This window comes from Paraburkholderia azotifigens, from assembly GCF_007995085.1.
GTDB lineage: Bacteria > Pseudomonadota > Gammaproteobacteria > Burkholderiales > Burkholderiaceae > Paraburkholderia > Paraburkholderia azotifigens.
This window is the reverse complement of the sequence record NZ_VOQS01000003.1, coordinates 2,735,483-2,747,574: the sequence shown is the minus strand read 5'-3', so window position 1 is coordinate 2,747,574 and position 12,092 is coordinate 2,735,483. Positions and strand designations below refer to the sequence as shown.

Sequence of the window (12,092 nt, the reverse complement as noted above, 5' to 3'; positions counted from 1 at the left end):
CCATCTGAACGCCCGCGTGCAATCTTCCGCGCGGCCATCATTCCATGTGCATTCCGCCATTGATGGCCAGGTCGGCGCCTGTGATGAAAGCCGCGCTATCGGAACAGAGAAACGCAACCAGCGCAGCCACTTCCTCCGGCCGCCCAAGACGCCCGACGGGGATTTGCGGCAAGATCTTCGTTTCCATGACGTCGCGCGGCACGGCTTCCACCATCGCCGTTGCGAGATATCCCGGCGATACGGTGTTGACTGTGACGCCTCGCTTCGCGACTTCGAGCGCAAGCGCCTTGGTGAATCCATGCACGCCGGCCTTGGCAGCCGAATAGTTGGTCTGCCCGAATGCACCCCGTGATCCGTTCACCGACCCGATATTGACGATACGCCCGTATCCGCGTTCCACCATGCCTGGCAAGAACGGCTTCGTCATGTTGAAGAGGCCGTCAAGGTCGGTATGCAGCACGCTGTCCCAATCGGTCTTGCTCATGCGCGCGAAAGTCGAATCGCGCGTGATGCCTGCATTGTTGATCAGGATGTCGACTTTCCCGAGTTCGTCGAGCACGCGGCGCGCGCACCGCGCGCACGAATCGAAGTCGGCAACGTCGGCCTCGTACGCGTGAAAATTGCGGCCTGCATCGCGCTCCTTCATCAGCCATGTCGCGACGTGATCGTTACGCGCCGAATACGACATGGCCACGTTGATTCCCGCGTCGTGAAGCGCCCTGCTGATCGCCGCGCCAAGGCCGCCCATGCCGCCCGTGACAAAAGCCACACGGTCTGTTTTCATGTCACGCTCCCATTGCCGTATGGGCGGGCGTGCGTGACTGCGTCGGTGTCGAGCGGACGACGCTCAGCATTTCGTCCTGACAGGCGCGCAGCCATGCGCTGAAACTGCCGAGGGGCGCCTCGGCGCCGGGCAGCTTTTGCAGCGGCGCGAACCAGAACAGTCTCCATGCACCCGACAGGCGCGTGAGTTCGTCGATCAGTTCGGCCTGACGCTGCGCGGTATTCAGCGCCGCGTCGCCCCAGATTGAAAGTGTCTCGTTCGCATAGGCCCGCATCGCGGCCTGCAGGGCGGATGTGAAAGCATACGAATCGCCGGATTGCGCCAGCGCCGCCTCGACGCGACGTATGGCATCGCGATCCCGTCTGATGCTCCGGCTCTCCAATGCGTTCAGATCGCGCCGCCAGTCTTCCGCAAGCTCCGTCAGTCGGATCGGCTCAGCGAGTTCGGCCTGGCAAATCTCCAGCGGCGCAGCGAAGTCTGGTAACCGGTTCATGATCCTTGCTCCTTGTGCAATGCAGTGCGTGCGTCGGCACGCTTCGATGTCCACTCTAGCCGCGCGTACTGCATTGCGATTGACATGCATCAATCGACCTCGGATAGCGCGTCATAGACTCCATTGCACCCGGGCGCCGCCCGCTAATCCGCATTCCATCGGGAGCAATGGCGATGAGCTACAGAAGCATTCTTGTTCATCTGGATACCAGTACGCATGCACGCGCGCGGCTCGAATTTGCGTTGCAGTTGGCGCACCGCTTCCACGCGAGACTGACGGGTGTCTTTTCGGCGTACGTTCCAGATTCGCAGGCCCTCTTCATCATGGCGGGCACGGCCAGCTATTACGCCGAACACGAGCGCCAACGGAAGGACAAGTGCGACGAACTCAAACGTCTCTTTCACGCCGAACTGGCCCGGCTCGAAGTCGACGGACAGTGGATCGCGGCCGAAGGCTATCCAAACGAATCGATGCCGCCGTATGCGCGCCTTGCCGATCTGGTCGTCGCAAGCCAGACGGATCTCGACGATCCCGAGTCGTTCGTCGCCGAGCAGTTCATCGAGAATCTGATCATGGCGGCCGGCCGGCCCGTGCTCGTGATGCCGTCGAGCGGCACATTCGCGGACTGCGGCAAGCAGGTGCTGATCGCATGGGACGGCAGCCGCGAAGCGACCCGCGCACTGCACGATGCGATGCCCTTTCTGTCGGACGCTGCCAACGTCACCCTGCTCACGGTCAACGCGGATCGCGACGAGCCGACGGGACGACGCATTCCGGGCGCCGACATTGCGGTGACGCTCGCGCGTCATGGCGTAAAGGTCGAAGTGCGCGAAGTCAACGTCGAGCGCTACGCACCCGTCGGGGAAGTGCTGTTGTCCCAGGCGGCCGACCTCGGTTGCGATCTCGTCGTGATGGGTGCGTACGCCCACACGCGTCTGCGTGAACTGGTGATGGGCGGCGCCACGCGAACGCTGCTCCGGTCGATGACCGTACCCGTTCTCTATTCACACTAGCCGTGGAAGGTTTGTCATGTACAAACGCATACTCATCGCACTCGACGGCAGCGACACCGCGTCGCGCGCCCTCGATATCGCTCTCGATCTCGCCGTCGAACACGGCGCCGAGGTTCTGCCGCTGTATGTGATCGACGTGCCCGTGATCGCCTACGACGTCCCCGGCTTCGATCCTTCCATCATCCGGGACGCTTTCGAGGAAGAAGGCAAGCGTATCGCCTCCGATGCGAGCGCACGAATCGCAATACGCAGCGTGACAGGCGTGCCGCGTGTCGTCGAAGTCGCGCCGCCGGGAGAGGATGTCGCCCATCGCGTCAATGAAACGGCTGGCGAGTGGCATGCCGATCTCATCGTCATGGGCACGCATGGACGGCGAGGTTTCCGGCGGATGGTGCTGGGAAGCGTCGCCGAACGGGTGTTGCGAGGCGCAGCCTGTCCTGTCCTGATGATTCCAGCGCGCACCGCCGGCTCGACCGGGGAAACGTCGACCGACATCCCCGTCGAAAAGGAACTGACATGACCTACAAGACCTTGCTCGTCCACATTGACGATAGCCGTCACAGCGCAGCGAGAATCGCCCTTTCACTTGATCTCGCCAGGCGCTGGGATGCGCATCTCATTGGCCTGTATGCCGTTTGCACCGAACTGCTGCCCGGCGCGCTCAGGCAGATCGGCAGCCGTCCGTTCGCGGAACTCGAAGGACGCCGCGCCGGGCTCCTGCAGAAAGCGCATGACAGTTTTCTCGCCGCGGCGGAACGGGCGGGCCACCGCAGCGTCGAATGGCGCGCGCCGCGCGGACCCGCGCCGGAAGTCGCCCTGCTCCATGCGCGTCATGCCGACCTGTTGATCCTGGGCCAGGACGACTCGAGAGACGCTGCATCGTATGTGGCGCCCAATTTCGTCGGCAATCTGGTGCTCGATGCGGGTTGTCCGGCGCTCGTCGTACCTCATGCAGGCAGCGTGCAGGCGCTGGGCGAAAACGTTCTGATCGCGTGGGACGGCAGCCGGGAGGCCGCTCGCGCCGTGGCTGACGCGCTGCCGCTGCTCGAGAACGCGCGTTACGTGACGGTCGACATCGTGCAGCCCGCCGATGGGGCACGCGAGAGGCCCGTAGGAATCGACGTCGCGGCATGGCTCGATACGCACGGCGTGACCGCATCGTTTTCTACGCGGCGCGCGCACATCGGCGCGAGTGCCGGCGCCACCTTGCTCAGCCGGGCGTCGGATATGCACATCGATCTGCTCGTGATGGGCGCTTACGGCCATTCCCGCGCACGCGAACGCGTATTCGGCGGCGTGACGCGGACAATGCTGGAATCGATGACCTTGCCGGTGCTGATGTCGCATTGAGATTGAGTGAACGCCATCGCATCGGCGTGAGACCGGCGCCGACGCAGACAATGGTGTGACACCGATGCGCGTCGGTCGGCGTCACACCGCGCGGCCGCACAGGCAAGGCGACAGAAGAGTCGCGTGCGAGCCGCACGTGCATGAACGAGACGCCGCGTTATTGCGACGCGTCACGCTTTCGCTTGAGCGTCGCCTGAACCATCATGCCGGACCAGCAGGACAGGCCTCTGCGACGAACGCACGAGCGACTCCGCGACGCTGCCGAGGAAAAACCGCTGCGCGCCCCGCCTTCCGTGCGTACCCATCACGATGATATCGGCATCGCATTCTTCCGCCGCGCGAGCGAGCACTTCCGGGACAGTTTCACCATATGCATCGATTGCGCGCGTCTTCCCACTGACGCCCGACTCCCGAAACAGCGCGTTCGCCTCGTCGAATATGCGCGTGGCGGCGTTCGACGCGGCCGACGGTTCGGGTTCGAAGTCGTACCGTGCGGTTGCCTCCGCGGGCCATCGGCCGCGGTCCACGACCGACAGCGCATACACCACGCCGCGAGAGAGTTTCGCGAGCCTGACCGCTTCACCGAGCGCCATCTGCGCGCTCGCGCTGTCGTCAAGCGCAACAAGAATCCGGTCATACATGATCAACCTCCCGTCGTGATGCGTCGGCCACCTGGAAACGGGTATCGATGCGCATGAAAGGCAGTGTGTTCCTGTCTCGACGTCACCGATTGACTCAGGTCAACCGGACGCTGGTCCCGCAAATACGGCACGCGAGCCATTTTTTATGTAAGCGCACAAAAAGTAAATTATTTAGGGTCACGCGCGTGACATGCAAACGCGTAGAATCGGAACATATCGATGCTTTGTCCCGCCCAATGCCCGATCGGCGCGACAGACCGCAATTTTGCAAAAACGGTCAAGTTTCCCCCTGCAATCTGTCAGACAGGAAGAAACGCAACCATGATCAAGGTACTGTTGGCGGACGACCACGCACTCGTACGCGACGGCTTGCGCCACATACTTCAGAACGCAAGCGGCTTCGAGGTGGCCGGCGAAGCGTGGGATGGCGCGACCACCATCGCGCTCATTCGCTCCACGCAAGCGCACGTGCTGGTTCTGGACCTGACCATGCCCGGTCGCAACGGCATCGAACTCATCAAGCAGATCAAGGACGAGCAACCCGCGCTGCGCATCCTCGTGCTGACGATGCACGCTGAGCAGCAGTACGCGGTGCGCGCATTCAAGGCGGGCGCGGCCGGCTATCTGACGAAGGAAAGCGCGAGTGGGGAACTCGTCAACGCGGTCACAAAGATAGCCGGTGGCGGCGTGTACATCAGCCTGGCAATGGCTGAACGCTTCGCCCAAACCCTCAACGAGCCCGCGGAAGCGTTACCGCATCAACGTCTTTCGGATCGGGAGTTCGATGTCTTCAGACGAATCGTATCCGGTCAGAGCATTACGGAGATCGCCCACGAACTATGTGTGAGCGTCAAGACCGTCAGCACCCACAAAACGCGCGTGCTCGAGAAAATGCAGTTGCCAAATGAGAACGCGCTCGTGCGTTATGCGATTCGTTACAAGCTCGTCGATGACGACGAGTTATAGATAGCCGTTTGTTTGTCAGCGTTGGTAGGAATTTTCCTAGTTTGATTACCTCGCGTCCTATCTCCTCTTCAAGCGCCTCCGATGTTTTTTTGCGATAAGCGCGCCGATACTTGATTCATCGCAAAGCGCCGCGCACATGCGCGCGCAGACGAGGGTTGAGGAGACAAACATGTTTGACGCAAACACGCTGGCTTCCAGTCACGTCCCGGAACACGCGACTGCCGAGATTATTCCGATTCGGCCCGTCGAGCCGTGCAACCCGACGCGCCCGGCCACGACGCGCTGCTCGTCGTGTTCGATGCGCTCCATCTGCATGCCGGCCGATCTGAGCGCAGACGATCTGTCGAAACTCGACGCAGTCATCTGCACGACGAGGGCCGTTAAACGCGGCGACACGCTGTATCGTGCCGGCGACCATTTCAAGAGCATCTACGCGATACGAGCCGGCTCGTTCAAAACGGTCGTCATGCACCGCGACGGTCGCGAGCATGTGACGGGCTTCGAGATCGCGGGCGACGCGCTCGGGTTCGACGGCGTCTGCGCCGGCCAGCACAACTGCGATGCGATCGCGCTCGAGGACAGCGTTGTCTGCATTATTCCGTTCGCGCAACTCGAGATCATCTGCCGCGAGGTAAAGTCGATGCAGCATCACATCTATCAGATGATGAGCGGCGAAATCGTGCGTGAGTCCGTGCAGATGATGCTGCTCGGCACCATGTCGGCAGAACAGCGCGTAGCTTCGTTTCTTCTCAATCTCTCCCGGCGCTTCAAGACGCGCGGATTCTCGGCCGCCGAGTTCAATCTGCGCATGACACGCGAGGAAATCGGTTGTTACCTCGGAATGAAGCTCGAAACCGTAAGCCGCATGTTTTCGAAGTTTCAGCGCGAGCATCTCGTTCGAGCAAACGGCAAGACGGTCCGGATCGTCGACCCCGAGCGCCTCGCGAAGGTCTGAGCGCACGACGGTAAACGGACGCTGCCGGTTCAGTGGCACGAGAGACGAGAGGCGCACGGGCTGATGGTGTCAATCAAGACCTTGATTTGTCTCAAAGATGAGTTGCCATGACATGCGACGATGAATGCGAACAGCGCCATCGTCGCACGGGCCAAGGAATATCTGACATGAACAACGCGATAACCCTCCGCGCATGGGAGCTGAACGAGACGGACTTCGATGCTCGTGCGTCGCTTGAACAACAGTTGCGATTTGCACTTCAGTACGCCATTCTCGCCCCCTCCAATCACAACACACAGCCCTGGCGGTTCATCGTCGACGGCTCTACGGTCCAGGTGTGCGCGGACCGGACGCGGGCGTTGCCCGTTGTCGATCCGTTTGATCGTGAACTGCTCATAAGTTGTGGTGCAGCCGTGCTTAACCTGCGAGTCGCATTGAGCTATTTCGGGCTGTCCTATGCAATCACCGTGTTCCCCTCCGAGTTCGACCCCGATATCGTCGTGCAGCTGCGTGTCTCGCGAGACGGGCATCTCGACGCGGAACTCGCCACTCTGTTCAGTGCATTGACGACCCGCGTCACAACCCGCGCGCCATTCGCCAACGAACCCGTCGATCCGCAACTGCAAACGGAACTGGTCGCGGCCTGCGATGCGGAAGGCGCCATCGCGACCTGCGTGGACGCGGAGACCGCGCGTCAGGCGATCGCCCAGTTGATCGCCGAGGCGGACTCCGCGCAATTTGCCGACGCACGGTTTCGCAGAGAGCTTGCGAGCTGGATTCATTCGAGCCGCCGGAACGACGGTATGCCCGCGTACGGCGCGGCTGTCGGCGGGCTGCTTGATATCGCGGCGCCGCTGGTCACGTCGGTCGTTCGCGTGTTCGACGTCGGTGTCGGCGCCCCGGCCACGCATCAGCGGCTTGTCGAAGGGTCGCCGCTGTTCGTCGGCATCGCAACGGTACGCGACGACCGCGAGGCCTGGCTGGCGACCGGCCAGGCGCTCGAACGCATGCTGCTGCTCGCGGCGTCGAGGGGAGTGACCGCCTCGTACCTCAATCAGCCTATCGAAGTCACGTCGCTGAGAGAAGCGCTCGCAGCGCTGCTGAACATCGATGCGATACCGCAGCTGCTGCTGCGTATGGGCCGCGGTCCGCACGTCGACCATTCGCCGAGACGATCTTTGTCGACCATTCTCGACTGATGCGAAATCCGTTCACCTCGCATTGCCAATCCATCAAGGAGCCTTGTCGTGAGCCTCGCCCGCTGCTTTTTCCTGCATACCAGCATTGCGGTTTTCATTTTCACTGGAATGAACACGGCCAATGCGCGAGTCGATGAACCGACCGAACTGGTCGACCAGCAGCATTGCATGTTCTGTCACACGTCAGATGCGCCCTTTCTTGCGCCTTCGTTTCGTCAGATCGCGGACCGGTATCGGGATGTGCCCGATGCGAAGGCGATGCTCGAAATCAAGCTGAGAAAAGGCGGTCGCGCGCATTGGGGAGACACGCCCATGCCACTGCCGCCCGAACGTGGCGGCGCGTTGTCTGCCGAAGATGCGCACAAACTGATCGAGTGGGTCATGTCGCAATGAACCCGGGAACGGGCGTGATCGCCAGGGGCGGTCGCTGACTTGCCTGCATCGGCCCGACGTCATTGCCGCCGATGCTTCGCCGCATTCTCGGCCGCCTGAAGTTCCCTTTCCGCAGCGTCGAACGCGCAGCGGACCGCCTGTTCCGCGTCTTCGCTTGAACAATGTTCGATGGGTTTGAAGTCGCGCGTGCGAGTGATCAGATCGAGGCGGACGTCGTAGCTCGGCCTGGCCGATGCTGAATGCACCTGTTCGATTGCCAGATGGCAATTTGAAAGCAGCCCGCTGTAGCGTTCCAGCCGTACCAGTTGCGCGGCAGCCTCGCCTTCCAGTCGCGCCGTCCCACAGAAGCCCAGGTAGACGATCTGCATGCCAATACCCATCTTCGCCTCCGTTCGATGCCGACTTTCAGCGCGCCATGCGAGCCACGCACGCCACCCAGACATCATGGCGTGCACAGAACTGTCGTCGTTGACTTGTATCAATCGCTTCGACCACGCTCACAAGGGCATGGCGGTTCCGGGCTCCCCCTCGTACGGCCGCCGCGGGAAAGGGAAAACCCGAATGTCCTCTCTGGCGAGGCGAAGCTGTGACGACAGCACACAACGAAGCGGAAACGAGCGATCATATTTCGTATGTGCGTAGGCTATAAATGAGCTACCGCCCCGTGGCACGAGCGGCGCCGCGGCCAGGCAGCGTCGACGTGCTGGTTGCTTCTTTAAACGACGGAGATCGAATGGAGCCGTACAAGCAGTTAAGCAGCCTGACTCACGAACTCTTCCGGCAAGTCGTGGAAGCTGCGCCCAACGCGATGGTCATGGCCGACCGGGACGGTCTGATCGTTCTAGTCAACGCGCAGGCGGAAAGGCTGTTCGGCTATCCGCGCGACGAACTCGTCGGGAGCAGTGTCGACAGGCTGGTGCCCGAGCGTCTGCGCGGCGCGCATCCCGACTATCGCAACATGTTCTACGGCAACCTTAGCAGCAGACCGATGGGGACGGGCCGCGACCTTTTTGCGCTACGAAAGGACGGTACCGAAGTTCCCGTCGAAATCGGGCTGAACCCGGTTACGACGAACGAGGGCATATTCGTACTGGCCGCCATCGTCGATATCACCGAACGCAGACGTCTGGAGGAGCGCTTCCGGCAAGTGGTGGAAGCAGCGCCCAATGCGATGGTGATGGTGGACCAGGAAGGAAAGATCGTCCTCGTGAATGCGCAGACCGAAAATCTGTTCGGTTACCGTCGCGACCAGTTGTTCGGGAAGTCCATCGAAACGCTTGTGCCGGAACGCTTTCGGACAGGCCATCAGGTGTCCCGGTCCGCCTATCTGCATGATCTGAAACCACGCCCGATGGGCATGGGGCGTGACCTGTACGGCCGGCGTCAGGACGGTATGGAGTTTCCTGTGGAGATCGGTCTCAACCCCGTGCGCACCTCCAACGAAAACTTCGTGATTGCCGCCATTGTCGACATCTCGGAGAGAAAGCGCGCCGAGCAGGAACTCATCCGCAGGACGGAAGAGCTTGCGCGCTCGAACCAGGATCTCGAACAGTTTGCGTACGTGGCGTCCCACGATCTTCAGGAACCGTTACGTGCCGTCGCGGGCCCGCTTCAGCTGCTCCAGCGCCGCTATCAAGGGCAGCTCGACGCACGTGCAGATGAGTTCATCATGCATGCCGTGGATGGTGCCACGCGGATGCAAAAGCTGATTGACGACTTGCTCTCGTATTCCCGGGTCGGACGATCAGGCGCAATTCCGCAATTGACCGAATGTGCCGACGCACTCGACATGGCGCTGAAAAGCTTGAGCGTCGTGCTGCACGAGTCCGGTGCGCAGATCACTCGGGGGCACTGCCTTCCGTCATGGCGATTCCGACGCAAATCGCACTGCTCTTTCAGAATCTGATCGGCAATGCGGTCAAGTTCCGGCAGGCCGATCGGGCTGTCTGCGTCGACGTCGTTGCAACGCGTGAAGGCGACAGTTGGGTGATTTCGGTGAAGGACAATGGAATCGGCATCGACGCGCAATACTTCGACCGCATATTCATGATTTTTCAGCGTCTTCATTCCCGGGCCGACTACCCGGGGACAGGGATCGGCCTTGCGCTATGCAAGCGTATCGTCGAGCAGCACGGAGGCCGCATCTGGGTCGAGTCCGAACCGGGCAACGGCACGACAGTCTTCTTCACGCTTCACGCGGGAACGGAAGACCGTATCCCGTCACAGCACAACTCGGGGGGGTAGTTCATGCATACCCAGACCGCCGACGATCTGATCCATATCCTTCTCGTTGAGGATAGCCCGACTGACGTCATGATTACGCGTGAAGCGTTCGATTACTACAAGTTGCTCAATCCGTTGCATGTCGCCGAAGATGGGGTCGCGGCGATGGAATTCCTGAGGCGCGAAGGAAAGCATGGCAACGCACCTCGCCCCGGATTGATCATTCTCGATCTCAACCTTCCTAAAAAGAGTGGCCGCGAAGTTCTCCAGGAACTGAAGGCAGATCCCGAACTGATGAACATCCCCGTCGTCGTGTTGACGACTTCCAAATCGGAAGAAGATGTGGCGAGGACATATGGACTGCATGCGAACTGCTATATCACCAAGCCAGTCGACTTCAACCGATTTATAGAGGTTGTACGCAGAATCAGCGAGTTCTGGTTTGGCGTGGTGACTCTGCCCTCCGCCAGATCATGAACGAGCTGCCAGAAGTCCGAATCCTGCTCGTCGAGGACAGCCCCACGGACGCTTTGCTGATCAAGGAAGCACTGTCTGATGTGCTGGATTTCCAGCATCGGCTGATCCATGCGACCCTGTTGTCGGACGCATGCAGCAAGATTCAGTCGAGTCAATTCGATATCGTGCTCCTGGACCTCGGGTTGCCCGACGCACAAGGAATCGGCACGTTCAGAACGTTGCAGCAGCATGCGGCCCAACTGCCCGTACTGGTGCTGACCGGACTGGAAGATATGTCGGTGGGATTGAGGGCTATTCAGGAAGGCGCACAGGACTATCTGTCGAAGCGGGACATCAGTTCGTCGGAGCTCGGCCGCGCCATACGCTATGCGATAGAGCGCCATCGGATCGCGATAGCGCTGAAGGAAAGCGAGGAGCGATTCCAGCTGGCAGTGAGGGGCGCAAGCGCCGGACTGTGGGATTGGAATCCACAGACAGGTGCAGTCTATCTGTCGCCCCAATTCAGGGAAATCGTGGGGTACGAGGTGCACGAACTGCCCAACGACCACCAACTTGTCCTCGATCTGATACATCCCGACGACGTCGAACGAGTCAGGACACAACTCGCGGAACACCTCGCGCAAAGATGCGCCTATGAAATCGAATACCGCATACGCACAAAAACGGATGAATACCGTTGGATACACGCGAGAGGCCAGGCACTGTGGAATGAGTCCGGAGAAGCCTACCGCATGGTCGGATGGATTATCGACGTCACGGAGCGTCGACTGGCCGACGAAGCGCTGCGGGCATCGCAAGAAGAACTGAAGCGGCTTTCGGCGAACATCCAGCGCGCCCGCGAGGAGGAAAAAACCCGGATTGCACGCGAACTGCATGACGACTTCGGCCAGCAACTGGCGGCGCTAAAAATCGAATGCGCGAAAAATTGCAGTCTTGCCGGAAATGTCGACCCGACGACGGGAAGCATCGATATGAGCAACGTCTATGCGCTAATCGATCAGATGGTCGTTTCCGTACGACGCATAGCGACCGACCTGCGCCCCGCCATGCTCGACGATCTGGGTCTGCTGCCAGCTATAGAGTGGTTCATAGAACGGTTTTCGTCGCGATACGCGATCTACGTCGTTCAGCATATCGACGCGGACGACATCGACTTCAACGATGACAGTTCCACGGCCGTGTTTCGAATTGTTCAGGAGGCGTTGACCAACGTGGCACGTCATGCCGGCGCGAGCCGGGTGACGCTGGAGATCGCGCGCAGCAACCCGCATTGCGTCGTGCGTATCGTCGACAATGGGCGCGGTTGCCAGAACGGTTTGCGACCGTCTCCAGGCTCGTTTGGTTTGATGGGTATGCGCGAACGAGTCGCGGCCTTGAGCGGCGAACTAACCGTCCGGACCGCTCCCGGTCAAGGCTTCGCATTGACCGTTCTGCTGCCGCTCTCCGCTGTTGAGACGAGAAGCCCCTGAATTCCTGCAATACCGCGTTGCGATTGGGCGCGCTTTGCGCGAAAGGTTCTGACGGGGCTTGATTGTCCGTTGATATCGGTCAATCGTTAAAAGATGCAGCCTCTTAAGCTGGCTTAACCGGCCAGACGT

At 60.7% G+C, this 12,092-nt stretch carries 13 protein-coding genes and 1 pseudogene; 10 read left to right on the top strand and 4 right to left on the bottom strand.

Features of this window, described 5'->3' with window-relative positions:
- Positions 1–37 precede the first annotated feature (37 nt).
- Both FRZ40_RS29570 and FRZ40_RS29565 read right to left on the bottom strand, forming a co-directional pair.
- The gene (locus tag FRZ40_RS29570; protein WP_028367858.1) at positions 38–784 is read right to left on the bottom strand and encodes a beta-ketoacyl-ACP reductase; all 747 of its coding nucleotides are present in this window, start codon (positions 782–784) and stop codon (positions 38–40) included.
- Between the two features lies 1 nt (position 785).
- Positions 786–1,277: a hypothetical protein gene (locus FRZ40_RS29565; RefSeq protein ID WP_147236469.1), complete on the bottom strand. Its 492-nt coding sequence runs from the start codon at positions 1,275–1,277 to the stop codon at positions 786–788.
- 173 nt (positions 1,278–1,450) lie between these two features.
- Between FRZ40_RS29565 and FRZ40_RS29560 the strand changes: the two genes are divergently transcribed.
- The 3 genes from FRZ40_RS29560 to FRZ40_RS29550 are packed head-to-tail and all read left to right on the top strand — an operon-like array spanning position 1,451 to position 3,640.
- Entirely contained in the window at positions 1,451–2,290 is an 840-nt protein-coding gene (locus tag FRZ40_RS29560; RefSeq protein ID WP_028367856.1) for a universal stress protein, read from the top strand.
- A gap of 16 nt (positions 2,291–2,306) precedes the next feature.
- Positions 2,307–2,810: a universal stress protein gene (locus tag FRZ40_RS29555; RefSeq protein ID WP_147236468.1), complete on the top strand. Its 504-nt coding sequence runs from the start codon at positions 2,307–2,309 to the stop codon at positions 2,808–2,810.
- A complete protein-coding gene (locus FRZ40_RS29550; protein ID WP_147236467.1) occupies positions 2,807–3,640 on the top strand; it encodes a universal stress protein in 834 nt (277 codons plus the stop codon). The genes FRZ40_RS29555 and FRZ40_RS29550 overlap by 4 nt, the downstream gene beginning before the upstream one ends.
- Positions 3,641–3,810: 170 nt before the next feature.
- On the opposite strand, the gene FRZ40_RS29545 is transcribed toward FRZ40_RS29550, so the two are convergent.
- Complete coding sequence (locus FRZ40_RS29545) at positions 3,811–4,281, bottom strand: universal stress protein (protein ID WP_147236466.1); 471 nt, start codon at positions 4,279–4,281, stop codon at positions 3,811–3,813.
- Positions 4,282–4,602: 321 nt separating this feature from the next.
- On the opposite strand from FRZ40_RS29545, the gene FRZ40_RS29540 reads away from it, so the two are divergent.
- The 4 genes from FRZ40_RS29540 to FRZ40_RS29525 all read left to right on the top strand — a co-directional run bounded on the left by FRZ40_RS29540 (position 4,603) and on the right by FRZ40_RS29525 (position 7,794).
- Positions 4,603–5,247 (top strand): response regulator, encoded by a 645-nt coding sequence (locus FRZ40_RS29540; RefSeq protein ID WP_028367852.1) that lies wholly within the window; start codon positions 4,603–4,605, stop codon positions 5,245–5,247.
- Between the two features lie 169 nt (positions 5,248–5,416).
- Entirely contained in the window at positions 5,417–6,202 is a 786-nt protein-coding gene (fnr, locus tag FRZ40_RS29535; protein ID WP_147236465.1) for a fumarate/nitrate reduction transcriptional regulator Fnr, read from the top strand.
- 167 nt (positions 6,203–6,369) lie between these two features.
- A complete protein-coding gene (locus tag FRZ40_RS29530; protein WP_147236464.1) occupies positions 6,370–7,401 on the top strand; it encodes an Acg family FMN-binding oxidoreductase in 1,032 nt (343 codons plus the stop codon).
- A gap of 108 nt (positions 7,402–7,509) precedes the next feature.
- The gene (locus tag FRZ40_RS29525) at positions 7,510–7,794 is read left to right on the top strand and encodes a c-type cytochrome (protein WP_051446436.1); all 285 of its coding nucleotides are present in this window, start codon (positions 7,510–7,512) and stop codon (positions 7,792–7,794) included.
- A gap of 59 nt (positions 7,795–7,853) precedes the next feature.
- Here the strand turns inward: FRZ40_RS29525 and FRZ40_RS29520 are convergent, their stop codons facing one another.
- On the bottom strand, positions 7,854–8,174 hold the full coding sequence (locus FRZ40_RS29520; protein ID WP_028367848.1) for a hypothetical protein: 321 nt from the start codon (positions 8,172–8,174) through the stop codon (positions 7,854–7,856).
- A 269-nt stretch (positions 8,175–8,443) separates the two neighbouring features.
- On the opposite strand from FRZ40_RS29520, the pseudogene FRZ40_RS29515 reads away from it, so the two are divergent.
- The 3 genes and pseudogenes from FRZ40_RS29515 (at position 8,444) to FRZ40_RS29505 (ending at position 11,963) form a co-directional block, all read left to right on the top strand.
- Positions 8,444–10,038 (top strand): annotated as a pseudogene (locus FRZ40_RS29515) (sensor histidine kinase).
- Between the two features lie 3 nt (positions 10,039–10,041).
- The gene (locus tag FRZ40_RS29510) at positions 10,042–10,494 is read left to right on the top strand and encodes a response regulator (RefSeq protein WP_028367846.1); all 453 of its coding nucleotides are present in this window, start codon (positions 10,042–10,044) and stop codon (positions 10,492–10,494) included.
- A complete protein-coding gene (locus tag FRZ40_RS29505) occupies positions 10,488–11,963 on the top strand; it encodes a hybrid sensor histidine kinase/response regulator (protein WP_420873898.1) in 1,476 nt (491 codons plus the stop codon). The genes FRZ40_RS29510 and FRZ40_RS29505 overlap by 7 nt, the downstream gene beginning before the upstream one ends.
- The last annotated feature ends 129 nt before the right edge of the window (positions 11,964–12,092 follow it).

Bases quoted from the DNA above. Each gene is read 5' to 3' on its own strand.
- FRZ40_RS29510 (WP_028367846.1), top strand. From the start codon at position 10,042: ATGCATACCCAGACCGCCGACGATCTGATCCATATCCTTCTCGTTGAG.
- FRZ40_RS29555 (WP_147236468.1), top strand. From the start codon at position 2,307: ATGTACAAACGCATACTCATCGCACTCGACGGCAGCGACACCGCGTCG.
- FRZ40_RS29565 (WP_147236469.1), bottom strand. From the start codon at position 1,277: ATGAACCGGTTACCAGACTTCGCTGCGCCGCTGGAGATTTGCCAGGCC.
- FRZ40_RS29540 (WP_028367852.1), top strand. From the start codon at position 4,603: ATGATCAAGGTACTGTTGGCGGACGACCACGCACTCGTACGCGACGGC.
- fnr (WP_147236465.1), top strand. From the start codon at position 5,417: ATGTTTGACGCAAACACGCTGGCTTCCAGTCACGTCCCGGAACACGCG.
- FRZ40_RS29570 (WP_028367858.1), bottom strand. From the start codon at position 784: ATGAAAACAGACCGTGTGGCTTTTGTCACGGGCGGCATGGGCGGCCTT.
- FRZ40_RS29550 (WP_147236467.1), top strand. From the start codon at position 2,807: ATGACCTACAAGACCTTGCTCGTCCACATTGACGATAGCCGTCACAGC.
- FRZ40_RS29520 (WP_028367848.1), bottom strand. From the start codon at position 8,174: ATGGGTATTGGCATGCAGATCGTCTACCTGGGCTTCTGTGGGACGGCG.
- FRZ40_RS29530 (WP_147236464.1), top strand. From the start codon at position 6,370: ATGAACAACGCGATAACCCTCCGCGCATGGGAGCTGAACGAGACGGAC.
- FRZ40_RS29545 (WP_147236466.1), bottom strand. From the start codon at position 4,281: ATGTATGACCGGATTCTTGTTGCGCTTGACGACAGCGCGAGCGCGCAG.
- FRZ40_RS29560 (WP_028367856.1), top strand. From the start codon at position 1,451: ATGAGCTACAGAAGCATTCTTGTTCATCTGGATACCAGTACGCATGCA.
- FRZ40_RS29525 (WP_051446436.1), top strand. From the start codon at position 7,510: ATGAACACGGCCAATGCGCGAGTCGATGAACCGACCGAACTGGTCGAC.